Source organism: Yoonia sp. R2-816, assembly GCF_046762905.1.
Lineage (GTDB): Bacteria > Pseudomonadota > Alphaproteobacteria > Rhodobacterales > Rhodobacteraceae > Yoonia.
In genome coordinates, this window is sequence record NZ_JBKQXN010000188.1 from 34998 (window position 1) to 52698 (window position 17701).

The following is a 17701-nucleotide window of genomic DNA, read 5'->3' on the forward strand; positions in this document are numbered from 1 at the left end:
TAACAAAACAGGAGCCAGCGCCATGAACACCGATCTTCTCAAACGTCTGTGCGAAACCCCGGGCGTGCCGGGCCACGAACAGCGGGTACGCGATCTGATCATGGATGAGATCAAGGGCATGTTTGATGAGGTCACAACCGATCCCATGGGCTCGCTCCTCTGCCGGCGAAATGCCAAAGCCAAGGACGCCCCCAAGGTCATGCTGCTTTGCCATATGGATGAAATCGGCTTTCTGGTCAGCCATATCAGCAAGGACGGGTTCATTTATCTGCAGCCTGTCGGCGGCTTTGACGCGCGCAACCTGTTTTCGCGGCGTGTGCTGGTCTGCACGGATGATGGCGACTTCAAGGGCGTGATGAACCCCGGCGGGAAACCGGTTCACATATCGACCCCCGAAGATCGCAAGAAAATCCCGCCTGCCGGTGACTTCTTTGTTGATCTGGGCATGGGCAAAAAAACCCGCGATCTGGTCAAGGTCGGCGATTTCGTCGTGATGGACGAACCCTTCCTGGAAATGGGTGACAAATACGTCTCAAAGGCGCTGGACAACCGCATCGCATGCTGGCTGGGGATCGAGGCGATGCGCAAGCTGGGCAAGAAAGGCAAAGGGGCTGAAATCCACGTGGCCTTCACCTGCCAGGAAGAGGTGGGGCTGCGCGGCGCGCGCACTGCATCTTATGGCATCAAGCCCGATATCGGGTTGGGCATTGACGTGACACTCGCCTGCGACACGCCGGGTGTGCCGGACAAGGACGCCACGACACATCAGGGCAAAGGCTTCGGGCTGCATGTGCGCGACAGTTCCTTCATCGCCGACAAGGCACTGGTAAGCGACATCGAAACCCTCGCGAAGAAAAAGAAAATCCCCTATCAGCGCACAATGCTCGCCGCTGGCGGACAGGACGGCGCCGCCGCCCAGCAAGCCGCCGCCGGGGCGCGGGCGGTCGGGATCACCGTCGGCACACGCTACATCCACACAGTGACCGAGATGATCGACAAACGCGACCTGCAGGCGGCGCTGGATATTCTTGTGGCTTATCTGAGCGAATACTGAAAAGTATAAGAAGGTCCTAAAATGTATTTGATGAAGCTACTCGGCGCAGCGGTTCGGTTCTTACTGAGCAAATTCATTATCTTCGCAATGATGCTTTTTCTGCTCATCTCCAGCCACACGGTTGGATTTGTGGCCGATCTCACGGGACGCGCAATAGCGGCAGCGACAGCGGGCACTGTCCGCGCGGTAACATCACCCACGACCGTTGCCAATCAGTCTCGGCAAATCAGCAGTCTCAGATCGCAAAATGATCGGCTTACACAGGATCTCAGCCGCGAACGGCGCACGACGCAAGCGTTGCGGACGCAAAATCGTACCATCTCAGCAACTTTGAACCGCGTCAAAGGCAGGGTCGGACGCACCGCGACCTTCAATGTTTCCAGCACGTTCGGCGAAGCCCTCCCATTCTATGGTATCGCCATCATCGTTGGTGCGACCACATACGAACTGAAAAGCTCTTGTGATACAATGAATGACCTCTACGATCTGCAGGTCGCAATTGATCCGGCGACAGCGACGCCTGATGATCGTGATATGGTGTGCGGGCTGCAGGTGCCAACCACGGAAGAGATTTGGTCAGCGATCAAATCGTCACCCGGTGCGGTCTGGGACTCAACAGTTCAGTCGGCCCAGGATGCGGGCGCCTGGGCCGCATCGCTGGAACGCCCTGACTTCTCTGGTGTTTGGAACAGAATGATCGGCAGTATCTCTGACTGGTTTTGACGCGTTCATGAACGACGCACAGAGCATGATCGCCGGGTAGCGGTTTTAGGCCTGCCCGGTAAACTTTGCCAACAATTCGTCGATATCCAGACCAAGACTGTCAAGCATCGACAAATCAAAGCCCTCTTCTTCGATAAACGCCTTGGCCTTTTCGATGTCCAAACCTTCGAGCATGGACGCATCAATCCCCAGCTCTTCCAGCTTGGCACCAAGGTCGAAATCGCCGCCTATCATACCGGCGGCCTGACCCATCATATCACCCAATCCCATTGCACTTGTCCTCTATCTTGGCTGAGACAAAGCCTGCCTGTGCCATAGCGGAAAAACAACGGGGAAAAATCCGCGATCCGACGCAGATTACTTTTTCTTCTTGCCTTCCAGCGCCTCGATCCGTGCCTTCAGCGCCTCGTTCTCTTCACGGGCTTTCTGGGCCATGGCCCGCACCGCGTCGAATTCCTCACGCGTGACGAAATCGCGTTCCGCCAGCCAGCGGTCCATCAGGGATGACATGGCGGTCTGCGCCTCATCCTTGGCGCCCTGTGCCACGCCCATTGCGTTGGTCATCAACTGGCTCAGGTCATCGAAAATCTTGTTCTTGGTCTGCATCATATTCTCCAATCAGTTTCCTTCTATATGGGCCCAAGCAAAGCATCGCACAACCCGACAAGGCTGGTTGACTTCGCCGCACCTCCGGGAAACACATGGCCCATGTTGGCTGCTATCCCCTTCCCCGATATCTCACCCGAAATCTTCGCAATCGAAGTCTTCGGCTTCAACCTAGCCCTGCGCTGGTACGCGATGGCCTATATCGTGGGCATCGCCATTGGCTGGTTCATCATCCGGGCCGCGCTGAGGCGCCCGCATCTGTGGCGGAATGGGCCGCCGATGGGGGTGGAAAAACTCGAAGACCTGCTGACCTATATCGTCATCGGCGTCATCGGCGGCGGACGTCTGGGCTATGTCTTTTTCTACAAACCGGCAGAGTTTCTGGCCAACCCCGTTGATATCATCCGTATCTGGGATGGCGGGTTGTCGTTCCACGGGGGGTTCCTTGGCGTGGTGCTTGGAGTCTACCTGTTCAGTAGGCGCCACAATGTCTCCCTGCCGGATCTGTCCGATATCATCGCCGTGTCCGCCACCCCGGCGATCCTGCTGGTGCGGATCGCCAATTTCGTCAATGCAGAACTATGGGGCCGCCCAACCGATCTGCCATGGGGCGTTATCTTTCCCGGTGCCAGCGCACAGGCCTGTGCCACCGTCACAGAACCCTGCGTGCGCCACCCCTCACAACTTTACGAGGCCGGACTCGAAGGGCTGCTGCTCGGCACCCTTCTTCTTTTCCTTGCCTTCCGTTTCGGCGCGCTCAAAAAACCCTGGCTGCTCACTGCGATTTTCTTCATGGGCTACGGGCTCGCCCGGTTCATCGTGGAATTCGTCCGCCAGCCTGACGCGCAATTCGTGAGTGTCGGCAACGAACTGGGCCTGCGCCTGCATATCGACGGTTACGGCCTGACCATGGGCCAGTTGCTCAGCCTGCCGATGATCATTGCCGGGATCACCGTCATCCTGATCGCCCGCCGCCGATGACCCCTTTGGGCGACCTCCTGATCGCCCGCATCGGGCGAACCGGGCCGATCACCCTGGCCGACTATATGGCCGATTGCCTGATGCATCCCGAGCATGGCTATTACGCCACCCGTGACCCGCTGGGCGCCAAAGGCGATTTCATCACGTCCCCCGAAATCAGTCAGATGTTCGGCGAACTGATCGGGCTGGCACTGGCGCAGGCGTGGCTGGATCAAGGGGCGCCCAACCCCTTTACGCTGGCCGAACTTGGCCCCGGGCGCGGCACGCTGATGGGTGACGCGCTGCGGGCGACCCGCGCCATACCTGGGTTTCATGACGCCGCACAGGTGCATTTCGTCGAAGGCTCGCCAGTCCTGCGCAGCGCGCAGGCCGAAGCCGTGCCAGATGCGCAATGGCACGACAGCCCTGACACGCTGCCTAACGGCCCGCTGTTCCTGATTGCCAATGAATTCTTTGACGCGCTACCCATCCGGCAATTCGTCAGGGACGGGTCAGGTTGGCGCGAACGAATGGTCGGGCTTAAGGATAATAAACTGCATCTCGGCCTATCAGATGCCACGCCACTGACCATGCTGGCCCACCGGCTGGACGACACGCAGGACGGCGATCTGGTCGAGATTTGCCCCGCCCTGCCCGGTATCATCCAAATGATCGGAACACGGATCGACAGCCATGGTGGGGCCGCCCTGATCATCGACTATGGCGACTGGCAATCGCTGGGCGACACGCTGCAGGCCGTTACAGATCACAGCCCCTGCGATCCGCTGGACCAACCCGGCGCGGCCGACCTGACCGCCCACGTAGATCTCGCCGCCGTTGCCGCCAACGCGAATCCAGCCAAACATACCCGGCTGACGACGCAAGGCGTGTTCCTAGAACGCCTTGGGATCACAAACCGTGCTCAAGCGTTGGCGCAGAAACTGACAGGCGACGTGCTTCAATCCCATATCAAGGCACATCGGCGCTTGACCCACCCCGACGAAATGGGTGACCTTTTCAAAGTGATCGGCCTCTATCCCGCAACGGCGACTCCGCCACCCGGACTGGAACCATGACGCTGGAAATCATCACCGACCCTGCCCTCAAGGGCACAACCCACGGGTTTTTCACGCGGGCCGGTGGGGCGTCCTCGGGCGTATTCAAAGGCCTGAACTGCGGCTACGGCAGCTCGGACCAGCATGATATCGTCAGCATCAACCGCGAACGGGTGGCCAAGGCGCTGAACGTTCAGCCTGACAGGTTGGTGGGGGTCCACCAAATCCATTCCGCCGATGCGATCAGCGTGACCGGCCCCCTTGGCACCACGATCAAGGCTGACGGGCTGGCCACGGCAACACCAGGGGTTGCACTGTCGGTGCTGACAGCGGACTGCCAGCCGGTCCTGTTTGCCGATCAAAAGGCGGGGGTGATCGGGGCAGCCCACGCCGGATGGAAAGGCGCGCTTGACGGCGTGCTGGAAGCCACAATCAAACAGATGGAGACGCTCGGCGCGGCCCGCGCCAATATCGCCGCCGTCATCGGCCCCTCCATCAGCCAACGCAATTACGAGGTCGGGCCGGAATTCCTAGACCAGTTCCTACAGGCCGATCCGACCTATAGCCGCTTCTTCGCCGGCGGATCGGGGGATCGAATGCATTTCGATCTGCCCGCCTTTGGGCTCTACCGGTTGCGGCAGATCGGGGTGCGCTCCGCCACATGGACGCGGCACTGCACCTATGCCGACCCGGACCGGTTTTTCAGCTACCGCCGGTCGGTCCACAAGAAGGAAGCGGATTATGGGCGGCTCATCGCTGCAATCCGGCTCTAAAAGCGGCGCGAATGGGGCTTTTAGATAACGGGTTCAACTCCTGTTCATCCTGAATGACCCCAAGTCAACCTTTGATACCATATTTTTCAATGACTTAGCCAAATATCCGGCCAATTCCTGCCCGTTCCATAACTTTTCATGTCTCTGCCAAACTGTTGCCCGTTTGGTTGGTCACCTTCTGGGGACAAGGGTTAGGGGATGACGACAAAAGAAGAAGGCGAATCCATGAACGATCGTTGGCAAAAATCTCTCGAGGCTGCAGTAGCCGCATATGACACCCCAATGCCCTGGGAACGTGGCACGCAGCGTCAGGCGCTGATCACACGGCGCAAGCTGCGGATCGATGAGATCCTCAGGGAGCGGGCAGAGGAACGCCGTCAGGCGTAATCCCTAGTGGGCCGGATATCGGCGCGCTGTCCTGGCGCGTTGACAGTATCCCCGGTCTGAACCTGCGACCACAGAAAACGGGCCTCTCATCAGGATGATGATGCGAACAATAAAGCGAGATCAATTTGACGGACCATTTCCATCACGCATATCTTGCTTGTCCGGGCACTGCCCTGTGGCGCACAAACTATATTCAGGGGGCCGGTCAGCATGGACCGCGCCGCTAGCATAGCCGGGCCGTCACCACGCAAGATGATGCAAGCCCGCAAATATCAGGTCACGTACCTCAACGACGCCTCCGAGATTGAGGATTTCACCCGCATCGCACCGGCAGCGCCCGCGTTCGAGGATGCGTTCGGCGCGCTCGGCCACGGGGCCATCCTGCAAACCGCCAACGGCCCGATGGCGGTCGAGGATCTTCTGCCCGGTGATCAGATCCGGCTCGCCTGTGGTGATTTCGAAACGCTGCTCTGGCGCGGCTCCATGACCATCAAACCGGGGGATGAGGCGACCAGCCCCGATGCCTCCAGCCTGATCCGGATCACAGCCGATGCGCTGGGGCTCGACCGACCATCACCCGATCTGGTGCTGGGGCCTACCGCCCGGCTCTACCACCGGGCCAGCAATGTGCGGACCCTGACTGGCAGCCGCGCGGCCTATATTCCGGTGCGTGATTTCATCGACGGTAACGCATTCGTCGAATTGCGGCCCGCCACCCCGGTTGCGGTTTATCAGCTCGGCTTTGCCAGCCACAGACGGCTATCGGTCAACGGGATCGAAATCGAAAGCCTGCACCCCGGAACCGCCTTTGCCCTCGGCCTGCGCGGCGACCGGCTGGCGCAGTTCCTGTCGCTCTTCCCGCATAAACACAGCCTCGAAGACTTCGGGACGCTACAATACCCCCGGCTACGCTTGCGCGACCTGGACCTGTTCGACCTCAAATAGCCGGTGCAGTGACGGCCTTCGCTCCGATACGGACCGACCGTCCCCAGAACCGCCACATCAGCAGCAGTGCCGCCACCGCCAAGCCGATGACAAGGCCCAGCCACAGGCCCACAGGCCCATAGCCCAACGTGAACGCCAACACATAGCTGGCTGGCAACCCGATCACCCAATAGCTGATCGTCGCCATGACCATCGGTACGGTCGTGTCCTGCACCCCCCGCAACAGCCCCAGCGCCATGACCTGTGCCGCATCCACGATCTGAAACAGGGCGGCGACGATCACCAGACTCGCGCCGATACGCAGCAGGGTCACCCGCTCCGCCTCATCAGGGTCAATGAAGAGAGACACCAGAACCTCGGGGATCATCATGAAAACAGCCGAGGTCAGGATCGCAAACAGCGCCGACATGCCAATCGCCGTCACACCGCCCCGGCGCAACAACAGCTCGTCCCGACGACCCAGCGCACGGCCCGCCCGCACGGTCGCGGCCTGACTGAAGCCAATATGGACCATGAACGCCATGCTCGCCAATTGAATGGCAATGCCATGGGCGGCCAGTTCGATTGCACCAATCCAACCCATCATCACAGCAGAGGCGCTGAACAACCCGCCTTCGGCCAGTGAGGTCAGACCAATCGGCCAGCCAAGCTTGAACACCCGGGCCATGATCTGTGAATCGCTACGCCAGAAATTCTTGAACAGTTCAAACTGCGGCAGTACCCGCAAAGTATAGATCAACAGGATCAGCACGGTCACAGCCGTGACCGACAACGATGCAATCGCCGCCCCCTGAATACCCAGTTCCGGCGCACCCCAATTGCCGAAAATCAGGGCATAGTTGACCACCACATTCATCAGCGCCGCACCAATCGTGGCCCATAAAATAATCGCCGTATGCTCCAAAGCCGCCAGAAACGACTTCATCGTCATGACGATCAGCGCCGGGATCATCTGCCAGATGACAATCTGAAGATAGATATGGGCCAATGCCGCAACCTCGGGCTCCTGCCCGATGGCAATCAGAATCTCCTCAGCCCAGAAAAACGGGATCGTCACGGCCAGCCCATACATGATCGACAACCACAGACCCATGCGGGTCACCCGGCGGACCTGGGTGTCATCGCGCTCTTCAGCAGCGGCGGCCACCATCGGCGTAACGGCCTGCGCAAAACCGGCGCCGACGATGAAAATGACAAAGAACATCGTACCCGCAATGGTCGACGCCGCCAAAGCAGTGACATCATACCAGCCCAGCATGATCGTATCGGTGATATGGATCGCAAACTGGGCCAGGTTGCTCAGAATCAGGGGCATTCCCAGCACCCAGATCGCCTTGGCGTGGTCCTGATATGTCTGCGCGGGTTGGGTCATGCGCCCAGCCTTAGGCGCGATTTGACGCATGGTAAAGCGCTATCAAAGGCTGCGCAGCACCAGTTGCCCGGCCAGGATCGCCACAATGCCACCAGCCACCAGTTCGGCCAGCGCAAGCGTGCGCGCAACACCCGCACCGCTGACCAGACGCAAGGCACTTTCGCGAAACCCGACCGCCAGCACCGCCACGGTAATCGTGATGGATGCTGTCCCCAGACCCATCACAAACGCCCCGATGATCCCGGCCCAGTCCAGATCCAGACGCCAAGTCAGGATCAACAAAAACAAGGCACCCGTGCAGGGACGGATGGCAATGGTCCCCACCACAATCGCGGCATCACGCCAGGACCGCACGCTTTCGGCCTGCTCGATCGTCGGACCATGGGCATGACCGCAATGACCACAGACCGCATCCTCCCCATGATGGGCGTGGTCGTGGACCTGCGACGCGGCCCGCAAATGGCGGACGCCCCGCCACACCAGCCACAAGCCAACCAACCCGATCAAACCGTAACTCAGCGGGGCCATGATCCGGTCCGCCGCCCCTGTCATCTGTTCGCGGCCCCAGCCGAGCAGGAACACCCCGGCATAGACCAGCAGCACAGCGGTCGCGGCCTGCGCGAGGGACGAGGCAAGCGCCAGCCCCGCCAGCCGCCCGGCCGGCACACGCGCCCCGACACCGTAACCGCCAATCACCAGCTTGCCATGGCCCGGACCAGCGGCATGCACAAAACCATAGGCAAAACAAAGACCCCACAGGGTCAAAAGGGCCGCCATGTCACCGGCGCGCAAGGCCCGCAGGGCCGCCGCCATCGCGTTTTGCACATCACGTTGCGCCGCCGCCGCCATGCGGCTGATCTGATCGGCCCCACCAAAGCCCCACAGCCAGACCGCCGCCGCGATCAATGCGGCCAGCAGTGCTAAAGCGGCGCTGCGCATGTCACCGTGACCGTATCGGCAAAGGCCTGCCCGACCTCGGGAAACGCCTCATCCGGGCCCACATCGGACGCCGGACGCCCATAAAGAAGTTCCTCGACCATTGTATAGGCCGCATCCAGATTGGCAGGAATGATCGTGACCTCGCAATCATCACGACCCTCGATGCGCACAGGGCGCACCAGATCATAGGCGACATAGTAGAAGGGATCATAGGCGCGCACGATCAGCGGGCCATTGCGATCAGCAATGCTGGCCACCGGACGCAGATGGGTCTCGACAAAGATACCTGCCTCAAAGGTCATGCGGTGGTCACGCTTTTCGGCCAGCGGCAACACCGTCTCACCCTGCATCACCTCCAGATCACCGGTATAGTCCGGCGGCCAGGCCGTGATCTGCTCGTCCAGCAGGGTCTGCTCCGCCGCCGTCAGAACCGTATCACCATCCAGACCAATGCCCAGATCCGTGCTGACCAGAAGCGAAAAGAACTCATCATAAGTCCAGTCCAGCCGCACGGCGACGCCCCCATCACCATCAAAAACGATGACCATCTCGGTCTGCACAAACACATGCGGATGGGCCACCACAGGCAAAGGCAGCATCAGTCCGGCGATCAGTGAAAATGTCCGTAGCATGTCACCTAGGTAACGGTGATCAGGCGTCATCACAATGGACATCCACATCACACCCGCGCCATTCTGGCACCAATCCGCCAAGGAGAATGCAATGACCGGATACAACACGCTGATCAAGGACACGCGCAGCTTTTACAAAGCACTCGACGCCAACAATACGCGGGATTGGTGGCAAGAGAACAAGGCGACCTATGACACCGAACTCAAAGCGCCCGCGCTGGACCTGCTGGCGGCGCTGACGCCACCCCTATCCGACATCGCCGATGCGCCGATCACATCCAAACTGTTCCGACCCCATCGCGATGTCCGGTTTTCCAAGGACAAGACGCCCTATAACACCCATCTCCACATGATGTGGGCCATTGACGGCGACGCGCCTCAGAACCCGGTGTTTTTCTTCGGGATCGGGCTGGATTACGTGACCGCAGGTGTCGGCATGATGGGGTTCGACAAACCCGTGCTGGCCAATTGGCGCAAGATGCTCGACCTCGACACCGACCGGATCATGGGGATCGTGGCCGATGTGGAATCCGCCGGTTTCAAATTGCGTGAACCCGCGCTGAAACGGGTGCCTTCACCCTATGATCAGGACCATCCCGCAGGGCGTCTGCTGCGGATGAAAGGGGTCGTGGCGGGCAAGGAATTGGGGGCCACGGCCAAACTGCCGGACGACATCATCACCGCGTTCAAAACCGCATGGCCGTTCAACGACATGTTGATCTCCATTGCCGAGGCTTAAGCGGGGATGGGTCAAGACCCATCTTACGCCGTGGCTCTGTCCTTCTCTCCCGACAGCGTCCCCCGGTAATGCACGATCAGCGCCCCGGTCAACGGGGCTTTCAGCGCCACATCAAAATGAAACGTTCCATCTTCGGCATGCTCATGGGCGATGCTCTGGGGTAGCAGGAACTGCGGTAGCGGGACAGGGCCAAGCCGGCCGGACAACACCGGAAACTGAAGCTTACCATCCCTGACATGCAGACCCAGCACAAAGGTGAAAGGACCAAACCGCTCTGTCATCTGGCCACCCTGCTGCCGTAGATCGGACCGAAACACCTTTTCGCCGAACTGCCGTTCCCAGACCTCACCCACTCCATCGGGCGTCATGGTCACCGTCACCGCAATATCATCCGTCGCCTTCGGAAACCCGAACAGCGCACCAATCAGCCGCGACAACAGCGATGTGCCACGCGCCACGGTCGCCCGCCCGGTCAGGCGACGCGGGCCATAGACCTGATGGGCCTGCTGCACCGGCCCCGGCAGTTGATCGAAATCCGCGCCCAACTGGCGAACAAACAAGGGCGTCAGACCCTCCTCCATCCGCTCCGTCTCAACCGCCAGATCAGCCATCCCCGCCTCAATCGCCGCAAGGCTCGCCGCCGCCAACGCTGGTCGCGCGCCCGCAGCAATCGCCGCCGCATCGCGCAGCACGACACGGGCCGCAACAGCCGGGATGAACGGCCCCTCACCCGCCCGCGCGATCAGGCGCCAGACGCGCCGCTGCCACCCCTCCGGATAGCGCGCTGTCACCGCCACGAACATCCCGCCCTCATCCGTGCCAAAGGGCCAAAGCAGCTTGGCCAACCACAGCATCAGGCGGACAAACCAGTCGGGTATCCCAAAGCCCAGCTTGCCCCGCATCCACGAAAACGCCGCCAACCCGTAATTCATAATGGACAGTTCCAGCCCCGCCCGAAACAGCACCGTCCGCGCAGCAAAGGCCGACATAAACAGCCGATGATCCGGCACCTCGATCATCCAGCCCTTGCGGATCATCCCCTGCCCCAGATCAAACCGGTCCGGCCGCGACCAACTGCGCACCGGCACCTTCGCCCCGTCAATCGTCACATCAAAAGAGCACCCGCATTGATGCAGGATGCTTTCCACCACCGCCTTGCCACGCGGGGCACGATTTCCCGGCAAAATAGCACTACTGATCGTGTCGACCTCAAGCGCACCCTCCGCCAGTGCCGCCACAGCGGCCGAGGATATCGCTGGCACGCTGGACACTCCCGATAACACAAAAACACCCGCCGCCTTCGCGGCGTCATCCAGCACACCAATGCCCGCACAAAAGACAGGATCATCCGCCAGATCGAGGTAATGCACACCCTGCGCCACACAGGCGCGGGCAAAGGCATAAGGATCATCGCCATAGGCATGAAACGGCCCGGCAGCATCGACCACAGCATCTGGGCCAAGCGCCCAAAGCCCCGCCAGATCGCCCTGCCGATCCACGATCAGCGGCTGCGCGCCCAGCTCCGCCGCCAGCTTTGCGGCCTTGTCCCCCGACCGGCCCGCGACGACCACATCATGCCCATCACGGACCAATAACCGGACCAGCCGGGCGCCAAAAACACCATATCCGCCCAGCACCACAACCTTCATGGCAAAAGCCGCGCGCGAAAGGCCGGATCAGGCAACGCGCACATATCGCCCCGGCCAAACATGGCATATCGGTTCCGGGCCACACGGGCATAAAGCCAGTCACGCAAACGCTTGGGAATAATGCGCAAAATCGAACAGAGCCTGCCCCAGCCACCCGACCGCTCGCCCACCCGGATCACCGCATCAAAATCACGCCAGACGGTATCGCCTTCAATAAACAGCCAACTGTCGGGGTCCAGCGCATCCAGCCCATGTGCGCGCATCAGTTGCGCGCCGGTCTCACCCTGAATCGTGGCGATGCGGATCTCACCGGACCGGTCCAACCGGTGGAGCATACGCGCACCCCACGAACACAAGGCACAGGTCCCGTCCATCACGGCAATCGGCTGGGCATCAGTCATGGCAAGCGCCCTAACCCCAATCCGCGCAACATACAATTCAAACGCCGGTCGCCTGAAATTTCTGCATCAGATAGGGGCCCGATCGCACCGGCGGATAGGCATCCGACCCGTCAAGCGGCACGATCTCGGCATCCCAGTCCGGCTGATGGAAAAATGCCAGCGACTGGCGCGCCGGCTGGCCCGGTATGGCCACGACACGATGCAATGTGCTGACCCAGCGGTCCGCCGTCCACCGCGCCATCAGATCCCCGATGTTGATCACAAACGCCCCGTCCGGCGCTGGCACGTCCACCCATGTGTCACCTTGCTTGACCTGCAGGCCCTGACGGCCCGGCTGCGGCAAAAGGATGGTTAGCGATCCATAATCGGTATGCGCCCCGGCGCGCTGTTGCCGATCCAGCGGTGCATCAACCGTGGCCGGATAATGCAGCGCCCGCAGTGCCGAAATCGGGTCGCCGATGAAGCGGTCAAAATGGTCCTCCGGCAGTTTCAACGCTACCGCAAAGGCACGCATGATCCGCGCGGCCAGCGCCTCCATCGCCGCATAATACGCTTCCCAAGCGGCACGGAATCCCGGCAGATGCGGCCATAATGTGGGCTGATAACAGAACGCCATCGCCTCATCCGACGCATCAACAGGCACCCGTAAAGGCCCGCCGTTAAGGCTTTCTTTCAGATCAGGCGGTGTGTCCTCTCCCTTCGATCGGGCCAGTGCCTCGGCATCCGGGCCAAGATACCCATAAGGATACCCCTGATAAGGCGGCGCGACCGCCTGTTTCTGCGCCAGGTCCTGCTGAAAAAACGCATCCACCGCTGCCCGGACCGCGTCAATCACCGATTGGTCCACCCCATGCCCCCGCAACACCAGAAACCCGGTGTCCCGGCAGATCCGGTCCAGATCAGAGGCCATGTCGTGGCGTGCGTCTTGACGCGCGGCCTCAAACGCCGCCAGATCGAAAACCGGAAAACTCACCCCAACACATCCCGCCAGGAGTGCTTCGGCGCAAACCCTACCATGCGCTTGGCCTTGTCATTGGCATACATTGTATCATCCGGGCGCATCTCGCGGCGCAGCTCCACCCCCTGATAAAACCGGTCAATCACCTCGGCGCTGGTAATCCCCACCGACAGATCATCGTTGGACACGTTAAACACCTGATACCCCAACCCGTCGGTCTTCAGGCAGCAATCCACCATATGACCCAGATCGCGGGCGTCGATATAGGCAAAGATATTGCGGCGGCGGGTCGCGGGGTCGGCCATAAAATCGGGAAAATTCTCAGCATATTCATGCGGTTCAATCACGTTATTGATGCGCAACCCGTAGACATCCGCACCACTGCGCGCCTGAAACGACCGCCCCGTAACCTCATTACAAACCTTGGACATGGCATAGCTATCATGGGGCACGGTCGGATGATCCTCATCCACCGGGACATAATCCGGCTTCACCTCACCATCGGCAAAACACACACCATAGGTCGTCTCGGAACTGGCGAAAATCACCTTGGGGATACCCAGCTTCACCGCCGCCTCTATGACGTTATATGTGCTCAACGTATTCTGGCGAAAACACTCCCCATCGGTGCCGATCATGACACGCGGCACGGCAGCAAAATGCACCACGGCATCATAGCGAGGCACGCCCGTCCCTTCATCCAATTCATGAAAATCGGCGAACTGCGACATCGCGCCAATCACCTGCCCCGCATCGCACAGATCAATCAGCAACTCCGAACAGTCGAGACCTGATGGCACCCGGTCCACATTCAAGACCCGATGCCCCTGTTCCAGCAGATACCGGATCGCCCATTTGCCCGCCTTGCCGCTGCCGCCTGTAAAGAAAACCCGCATGTCATTCTCCCTTTCGCGCAGTCTAGGACACGCTGGCCCAACTTCAACGGTATTCATCCAGCAAGCGGACGGATACGTTAACCGCGACTCAAACACGCAGGAGACACCGATGCGCACCATGACCGCCGCTCTTGGCATTATCGCCGCCACCGCCGCCCATGCCGAAAACCGCATCGACATCGTGCGGCCTGACGCGCCGGAACTGGCAGCCTATGGCGATCACAAGATCGGGGTCACCACGATGACCTTCACCAATCCCAACCAGATCGACGTGGTCAATACCGGGGCGACAGGCGACATCGCCCGCTATGACCGCAGCCTGACCGTCGAAATCTGGTATCCCGCAACCGATGACACCACCCCCGGCGGCACGCTGACCGCATTGGTGCGCGACGGCGTGACAGAGGCGACGCTGACAGGTCAGGCGGCCCGCGACGCCACCCCCGATACCAGCCAGACCTTCCCGCTCGTCATCATCTCGCACGGCTATCCGGGCAACCGGTTCCTAATGTCGCCTCTGGGTGAAAACCTCGCTTCCAAAGGCTACGTGGTCGCCTCCATCGACCACCGCGACAGCACCTATGACGACCAGACCGCCTTTGGGTCCACCCTCGTAAACCGGCCCTGGGACCAGCGGTTCGTGATTGACAGCATCACCGGGCTGGGCGGCGATCTCGGCCAGATCGTGCAGGACGATAACGTGGCCATCATCGGCTATTCCATGGGCGGCTACGGCGCGCTGATCTATGCAGGCGCCGGGGTCACCAAAGCCTCCACCGAATACACATGGGGCGCACCGCAGGGACTGCTGGAACGCAACATGATGGGCACCGAAAGCCATGCCGGGCTGGAAGACCCCCGCGTGAAAGCCTTCGTGGCCTTCGGGCCTTGGGGGAACAATACAGGCTTCTGGGACGCGGATGGCTGGGCGGGCATCGACAAGCCCCTGATGCTAATCGCAGGCAGTGTGGATGACGTCTCGATTTACGATGATATCCGGGGCATTTTTGACGACACGGTCAACACCACCCGGCACCTGCTGACATTCGAAAACGCCAACCACAATGCAGGCGCCCCCATGCCCGCACCGGTGGAAACCTATGATCTACCCGCCAATGACGACGGCTGGTTCCCCTTCGGCCATTATTCCGATGCGGTCTGGGACACCACGAAAATGAACAATGTCAGCCAGCACTTCATCACGGGCTATCTGGACCTGCACCTCAAAGGGGATGACGGCAAGGCGGACTATTTCGACCTGGTCCCATCCGGCACCGACGCCGTCTGGTCCGTTGATGACAACGGCGATCTTCAGGATGACCACACCTATTGGATAGGCTTCCGGCCGCGCAGCGCCTTCGGGCTGATGTTCGAAACAAAACAGGCGGGGGAGTAACGCTGTCGGCGCACCACACCAAATCCTGACACAGGATTTGACGCCAGACTTTCTGCGAAAGTCTGCCTGTCCCGGCACCGGACACCGCCGGGCCTTGCGCGCGCAACCTGCCACGCCCAATCTGACACCATTCAATTTGGGCATTCGGGGGCTGAGGCCAATGGTTTTCAGAAACGTGGCACTGTTGCTCATTCTTCAGGGCACACCGCTTCAGGCCGAGGAACGCCAGTTCGCCGACATTATCTACACACCACTCAGCGGGTGGGACGGCGGCAGGGAAAGGGATGGAACCAAGGTCTTCCTCTCTGACCTCCCCGATGATCGCTGCGACATCTGCCGGTTCTACCTCAGCGGCTCGCGAGCACATCAGGGCGGTCTGGCCAGCTTTCTCGACGCCAATCTGACCCGGTTCGAAGACCCAGGCGACCGCGACCGGTTCACCGCGATGGGCCCGCATTCAGACATCACCATCGCCGGACATCCCGCCCGGATGCAAGGCTACCGGTTCGGGCGGCGCGCGCTTTACATCCTGATTGCTATCGACCTCGGCGACCGAAAATCGCTGCTCGGCTTTCGGGGGAATTTCTATGACGATGACGACCTGCGCGAGGTGGGGGATGTTTTCGCCAGCCAGATCGCTCCGTTCTTCAACACGCTGGAATTTGTCACAAACCCTGACGATCTGCTCCTGCCTGCAGCGACCCCCGGCAACATGTCCGGCGTCTGGTGGGGGTGGCGGCAACGCATGATGCCCGCCATTGACGGCACACTCAACCTCAGCATCGACCATCAGGTCCTCACCTTCTATGCCGATGGCCACGTCTATCGCGGGGCATCCCCAACCGGGGTCGCCACCATGGATCGGGACGCGATCGCAGGCACATTCGACAAGAACCTCGGCGTCTACACCCATCAGGGGGCGCGGCAAATCAACATCACCTATCTGGACGGGCGGCGCGAAACGCTGAATTGGGACAGATCCGAACGCAAATGGACTGATGGTGATATCCTTTATCAAGAGGTCACACCGCTCTCTGACGGATCGCCGCTTGACGGCGGCGTTTCCGATTTCAGCTATACCGGCTTCACCCCCGGCAGCGGGATCGACGGCGGGGCGGCCAGCGCCTCCAGCACCACTTTCTTTCCTGATGGGACCTTCACCGGCGAAAGCTTCGGCTCAGTCTCTGCGACCTTCTCCGGCGGCGGGGTGACCAGCAGCAACACAAGCAACCAGCGGGGGCGTTACGAGGTGAAAGACGGGCTTCTGATAATGACCGACCAGACCGGCAGTACAACAGCAGAAATCATCTTAGAAACCGGCGACGGCATCCTGATCGGCGATCAGTTTCTGGAACAGGAATGATCCGGGCCGCCCTCCTGACATTGCTGCTAATGGCCCCCACAGCAGCGCCTGCCCAATCCGGACCCGACGGGCTGTGCCGGGCCAGCCAGACCCAGGGCTGCCCCGCCATCCGCGCCCGCGAGATCGTTGACGTCACCCAGGCCCCGTGGCGCGGCATCGGGCGGGTCAATTTCGCCAGCATCCAGATCAGATCGCATTGCACCGGCACGCTTGTCGGCGACAACATCGTCTTGGTCGCTGCCCATTGCCTCTACAACAGCGCGCGCAAATCCTGGATCCCGGCACAAAGCATCACCTTCGTTGCAGGCTATCAGCGCGGCGAGCATATCGCGGCCTCACCCGTGGCCCGCTACATCCTTGACGACAACCAAGACCCGACCAGCAACAGCTTCCACCGCAATCCATCCAGCGACTGGGCGCTACTGGTGCTCGAAACCTCCATCGGGGCGCAAGTGGGGGCGCTGGCGACCGGTCACCCGAACATGGATGAAACACCCGTACTCATCGGTTATCCGGCCATCCGCCCCCATGTCGCCTCCATCGCCCGCGACTGCGGCCCGATCCGGCAGGACGCCGGCGCAACGCTTCTCCGCAACACCTGTGCCGCCATGAACGGCGATTCCGGTGCGCCACTTCTGTCCATGGCCACAGGCACACCCCGGATCATCGGGGTCCTGTCCGCCGTCACCGCGGGCAGCAACGGCCTGCAAACCATCAGCGTTGCAGCCAGGCAATGGGAACCAGCCCTGCACGCGCTGCAAAACAACGCGTCTCAGCCCTGACAACGCCCAATTCCCCAATTGCCCCGGCCCCGCCCGCCTGCCATTATGGGCGCAATCAAAAGAAATGAGCA

At 60.7% G+C, this 17701-nt stretch carries 20 protein-coding genes; 11 read left to right on the plus strand and 9 right to left on the minus strand.

All coding sequences use genetic code 11. The annotated features are described in order from the left end of the window. Positions 1-22: 22 nt before the first annotated feature. Both ACFWW2_RS11470 and ACFWW2_RS11475 read left to right on the plus strand, forming a co-directional pair. A complete protein-coding gene (locus ACFWW2_RS11470; RefSeq protein WP_393928211.1) occupies positions 23-1054 on the plus strand; it encodes a M42 family metallopeptidase in 1032 nt (343 codons plus the stop codon). Positions 1055-1384: 330 nt separating this feature from the next. Then, a complete protein-coding gene (locus tag ACFWW2_RS11475) occupies positions 1385-1777 on the plus strand; it encodes a hypothetical protein (protein WP_393928212.1) in 393 nt (130 codons plus the stop codon). Positions 1778-1822: 45 nt separating this feature from the next. On the opposite strand, the gene ACFWW2_RS11480 is transcribed toward ACFWW2_RS11475, so the two are convergent. Next, a complete protein-coding gene (locus ACFWW2_RS11480) occupies positions 1823-2047 on the minus strand; it encodes a hypothetical protein (RefSeq protein WP_393928213.1) in 225 nt (74 codons plus the stop codon). 87 nt (positions 2048-2134) lie between these two features. Next, positions 2135-2383: an accessory factor UbiK family protein gene (locus ACFWW2_RS11485; protein WP_393928214.1), complete on the minus strand. Its 249-nt coding sequence runs from the start codon at positions 2381-2383 to the stop codon at positions 2135-2137. Between the two features lie 102 nt (positions 2384-2485). Here ACFWW2_RS11485 and lgt point away from each other — a divergent pair, with 102 nt between their 5' ends. The 5 genes from lgt to ACFWW2_RS11510 all read left to right on the plus strand — a co-directional run bounded on the left by lgt (position 2486) and on the right by ACFWW2_RS11510 (position 6503). Next, positions 2486-3364 carry a prolipoprotein diacylglyceryl transferase gene (gene lgt, locus ACFWW2_RS11490; RefSeq protein WP_393928215.1) on the plus strand — a complete coding sequence of 293 codons (879 nt, stop codon included), beginning with the start codon at positions 2486-2488 and terminating at the stop codon, positions 3362-3364. Next, positions 3361-4419: a class I SAM-dependent methyltransferase gene (locus ACFWW2_RS11495; RefSeq protein WP_393928216.1), complete on the plus strand. Its 1059-nt coding sequence runs from the start codon at positions 3361-3363 to the stop codon at positions 4417-4419. Before lgt ends, ACFWW2_RS11495 begins: the two co-directional genes overlap by 4 nt. Further along, a complete protein-coding gene (pgeF, locus tag ACFWW2_RS11500; protein ID WP_393928217.1) occupies positions 4416-5171 on the plus strand; it encodes a peptidoglycan editing factor PgeF in 756 nt (251 codons plus the stop codon). The genes ACFWW2_RS11495 and pgeF overlap by 4 nt, the downstream gene beginning before the upstream one ends. Before the next feature lie 225 nt (positions 5172-5396). After that, positions 5397-5558 (plus strand): hypothetical protein, encoded by a 162-nt coding sequence (locus ACFWW2_RS11505; RefSeq protein WP_393928218.1) that lies wholly within the window; start codon positions 5397-5399, stop codon positions 5556-5558. 210 nt (positions 5559-5768) lie between these two features. Next, complete coding sequence (locus ACFWW2_RS11510) at positions 5769-6503, plus strand: Hint domain-containing protein (RefSeq protein ID WP_393928219.1); 735 nt, start codon at positions 5769-5771, stop codon at positions 6501-6503. Here ACFWW2_RS11510 and ACFWW2_RS11515 read toward each other — a convergent pair. The 3 genes from ACFWW2_RS11515 to ACFWW2_RS11525 are packed head-to-tail and all read right to left on the minus strand — an operon-like array spanning position 6496 to position 9554. Continuing rightward, the gene (locus ACFWW2_RS11515; protein WP_393928220.1) at positions 6496-7875 is read right to left on the minus strand and encodes an MATE family efflux transporter; all 1380 of its coding nucleotides are present in this window, start codon (positions 7873-7875) and stop codon (positions 6496-6498) included. The genes ACFWW2_RS11510 and ACFWW2_RS11515 overlap by 8 nt on opposite strands. Positions 7876-7917: 42 nt before the next feature. Continuing rightward, positions 7918-8814, minus strand: a complete 897-nt coding sequence (locus tag ACFWW2_RS11520) for a nickel/cobalt transporter (RefSeq protein ID WP_393928221.1) — start codon at positions 8812-8814, stop codon at positions 7918-7920. Beyond that, positions 8796-9554: a DUF1007 family protein gene (locus ACFWW2_RS11525; RefSeq protein ID WP_393928222.1), complete on the minus strand. Its 759-nt coding sequence runs from the start codon at positions 9552-9554 to the stop codon at positions 8796-8798. Before ACFWW2_RS11525 ends, ACFWW2_RS11520 begins: the two co-directional genes overlap by 19 nt. Here ACFWW2_RS11525 and ACFWW2_RS11530 point away from each other — a divergent pair. Further along, positions 9538-10185, plus strand: coding sequence for a TIGR02453 family protein (locus ACFWW2_RS11530; RefSeq protein ID WP_393928223.1), 648 nt, complete (start codon positions 9538-9540; stop codon positions 10183-10185). The genes ACFWW2_RS11525 and ACFWW2_RS11530 overlap by 17 nt on opposite strands. A 23-nt stretch (positions 10186-10208) precedes the next feature. On the opposite strand, the gene ACFWW2_RS11535 is transcribed toward ACFWW2_RS11530, so the two are convergent. The 4 genes from ACFWW2_RS11535 to ACFWW2_RS11550 are packed head-to-tail and all read right to left on the minus strand — an operon-like array spanning position 10209 to position 14089. Next, the gene (locus ACFWW2_RS11535; protein ID WP_393928224.1) at positions 10209-11834 is read right to left on the minus strand and encodes an SDR family oxidoreductase; all 1626 of its coding nucleotides are present in this window, start codon (positions 11832-11834) and stop codon (positions 10209-10211) included. After that, the gene (locus ACFWW2_RS11540) at positions 11831-12235 is read right to left on the minus strand and encodes a thiol-disulfide oxidoreductase DCC family protein (RefSeq protein ID WP_393928225.1); all 405 of its coding nucleotides are present in this window, start codon (positions 12233-12235) and stop codon (positions 11831-11833) included. Before ACFWW2_RS11540 ends, ACFWW2_RS11535 begins: the two co-directional genes overlap by 4 nt. 37 nt (positions 12236-12272) lie before the next feature. Next, positions 12273-13208, minus strand: a complete 936-nt coding sequence (locus ACFWW2_RS11545) for an isopenicillin N synthase family dioxygenase (RefSeq protein WP_393928226.1) — start codon at positions 13206-13208, stop codon at positions 12273-12275. Next, positions 13205-14089 carry an NAD-dependent epimerase/dehydratase family protein gene (locus tag ACFWW2_RS11550; protein ID WP_393928227.1) on the minus strand — a complete coding sequence of 295 codons (885 nt, stop codon included), beginning with the start codon at positions 14087-14089 and terminating at the stop codon, positions 13205-13207. Before ACFWW2_RS11550 ends, ACFWW2_RS11545 begins: the two co-directional genes overlap by 4 nt. 109 nt (positions 14090-14198) lie before the next feature. Here ACFWW2_RS11550 and ACFWW2_RS11555 point away from each other — a divergent pair, with 109 nt between their 5' ends. The 3 genes from ACFWW2_RS11555 to ACFWW2_RS11565 all read left to right on the plus strand — a co-directional run bounded on the left by ACFWW2_RS11555 (position 14199) and on the right by ACFWW2_RS11565 (position 17630). Further along, positions 14199-15485, plus strand: coding sequence for an alpha/beta hydrolase family protein (locus ACFWW2_RS11555; protein ID WP_393928228.1), 1287 nt, complete (start codon positions 14199-14201; stop codon positions 15483-15485). A 175-nt stretch (positions 15486-15660) separates the two neighbouring features. Beyond that, on the plus strand, positions 15661-16848 hold the full coding sequence (locus ACFWW2_RS11560) for a hypothetical protein (RefSeq protein ID WP_393928229.1): 1188 nt from the start codon (positions 15661-15663) through the stop codon (positions 16846-16848). Further along, positions 16845-17630 (plus strand): trypsin-like serine peptidase, encoded by a 786-nt coding sequence (locus ACFWW2_RS11565; RefSeq protein ID WP_393928230.1) that lies wholly within the window; start codon positions 16845-16847, stop codon positions 17628-17630. The genes ACFWW2_RS11560 and ACFWW2_RS11565 overlap by 4 nt, the downstream gene beginning before the upstream one ends. The last annotated feature ends 71 nt before the right edge of the window (positions 17631-17701 follow it).

Bases quoted from the DNA above. Each gene is read 5' to 3' on its own strand.
- lgt (WP_393928215.1), top strand. From the start codon at position 2,486: ATGTTGGCTGCTATCCCCTTCCCCGATATCTCACCCGAAATCTTCGCA.
- pgeF (WP_393928217.1), top strand. From the start codon at position 4,416: ATGACGCTGGAAATCATCACCGACCCTGCCCTCAAGGGCACAACCCAC.
- ACFWW2_RS11520 (WP_393928221.1), bottom strand. From the start codon at position 8,814: ATGCGCAGCGCCGCTTTAGCACTGCTGGCCGCATTGATCGCGGCGGCG.
- ACFWW2_RS11535 (WP_393928224.1), bottom strand. From the start codon at position 11,834: ATGAAGGTTGTGGTGCTGGGCGGATATGGTGTTTTTGGCGCCCGGCTG.
- ACFWW2_RS11540 (WP_393928225.1), bottom strand. From the start codon at position 12,235: ATGACTGATGCCCAGCCGATTGCCGTGATGGACGGGACCTGTGCCTTG.
- ACFWW2_RS11495 (WP_393928216.1), top strand. From the start codon at position 3,361: ATGACCCCTTTGGGCGACCTCCTGATCGCCCGCATCGGGCGAACCGGG.
- ACFWW2_RS11505 (WP_393928218.1), top strand. From the start codon at position 5,397: ATGAACGATCGTTGGCAAAAATCTCTCGAGGCTGCAGTAGCCGCATAT.
- ACFWW2_RS11485 (WP_393928214.1), bottom strand. From the start codon at position 2,383: ATGCAGACCAAGAACAAGATTTTCGATGACCTGAGCCAGTTGATGACC.
- ACFWW2_RS11515 (WP_393928220.1), bottom strand. From the start codon at position 7,875: ATGACCCAACCCGCGCAGACATATCAGGACCACGCCAAGGCGATCTGG.
- ACFWW2_RS11480 (WP_393928213.1), bottom strand. From the start codon at position 2,047: ATGGGATTGGGTGATATGATGGGTCAGGCCGCCGGTATGATAGGCGGC.
- ACFWW2_RS11510 (WP_393928219.1), top strand. From the start codon at position 5,769: ATGGACCGCGCCGCTAGCATAGCCGGGCCGTCACCACGCAAGATGATG.
- ACFWW2_RS11470 (WP_393928211.1), top strand. From the start codon at position 23: ATGAACACCGATCTTCTCAAACGTCTGTGCGAAACCCCGGGCGTGCCG.
- ACFWW2_RS11550 (WP_393928227.1), bottom strand. From the start codon at position 14,089: ATGCGGGTTTTCTTTACAGGCGGCAGCGGCAAGGCGGGCAAATGGGCG.
- ACFWW2_RS11555 (WP_393928228.1), top strand. From the start codon at position 14,199: ATGCGCACCATGACCGCCGCTCTTGGCATTATCGCCGCCACCGCCGCC.
- ACFWW2_RS11565 (WP_393928230.1), top strand. From the start codon at position 16,845: ATGATCCGGGCCGCCCTCCTGACATTGCTGCTAATGGCCCCCACAGCA.
- ACFWW2_RS11530 (WP_393928223.1), top strand. From the start codon at position 9,538: ATGACCGGATACAACACGCTGATCAAGGACACGCGCAGCTTTTACAAA.